Source organism: Enterobacter sp. R-1.6.2, assembly GCF_035064085.1.
Lineage (GTDB): Bacteria > Pseudomonadota > Gammaproteobacteria > Enterobacterales > Enterobacteriaceae > Enterobacter > Enterobacter asburiae_B.
Genome location: NZ_JASEYI010000118.1, coordinates 1 through 656, shown reverse-complemented (window position 1 = coordinate 656; position 656 = coordinate 1). Strand labels below are relative to the sequence as shown.

The window sequence follows — 656 nt, the reverse complement described above, 5'->3', positions numbered from 1 at the left end:
ATCGGTGGAGCTGCATGACAAAGTCATCGGGCATTATCTGAACATAAAACACTATCAATAAGTTGGAGTCATTACCCAGTTGCTAGATGAGACAAACAAGAAAAGAGCTAGATGAAGTGACCTGCTCCCCATGGTATTTTAAATACCCACCACGGGGCATTAGGTTTTTATTCACTTAAATAAGGGGGGTGTATGTTTTTATCTTGGATGGTTGTAGCAATAATATCTTTCTTTTTCTTCAGGCGATGGGAAGCTACCTATCAGAATCCTTTACTTTGTGCTTTGTTGTGGCCACTTGTCTTAGCTTTCTTCTTACTATCAATGATATACATGGCGGCTAAATATAATCTCGCACTATATAAAAATAAAGTTTTACACAAAGAAAGCCCAAGCGCCACATCGCCAGTCAGCATTGAAAAAAAAGATGAGGTTACAATTAAAGCGCATGAATTACTCGGAGTGGATCTAACGGATAAGACAGTAGCTCAAAAAAATGCACTATGTGAACATCTCATAATATTATCAAGATCCTTACTATTCAGTGAATTCGCTGCATTAGGGGTGTACGCAGGTCCAGAACGGCTTTGTTGAATAAATCGAACTTTTGCTGAGTTGAAGGATCAGATCACGTATCTTCCCGACAACGCAGACCGTTC

At 39.5% G+C, this 656-nt stretch carries 2 protein-coding genes; both read left to right on the top strand.

Annotation, left to right across the window (positions count from 1 at the left end; all coding sequences use genetic code 11):
• Window positions 1–61: IS1 family transposase (locus QMN93_RS26315; protein WP_071528444.1), on the top strand; the 61-nt coding region annotated here is incomplete at its 5' end.
• Window positions 62–192: 131 nt separating this feature from the next.
• The gene (locus tag QMN93_RS26070) at window positions 193–591 is read left to right on the top strand and encodes a hypothetical protein (protein ID WP_323620246.1); all 399 of its coding nucleotides are present in this window, start codon (window positions 193–195) and stop codon (window positions 589–591) included.
• The last annotated feature ends 65 nt before the right edge of the window (window positions 592–656 follow it).

Excerpts from the sequence above, each read along its gene's own strand:
- QMN93_RS26070 (WP_323620246.1), top strand. The coding sequence starts at position 193 with ATGTTTTTATCTTGGATGGTTGTAGCAATAATATCTTTCTTTTTCTTC.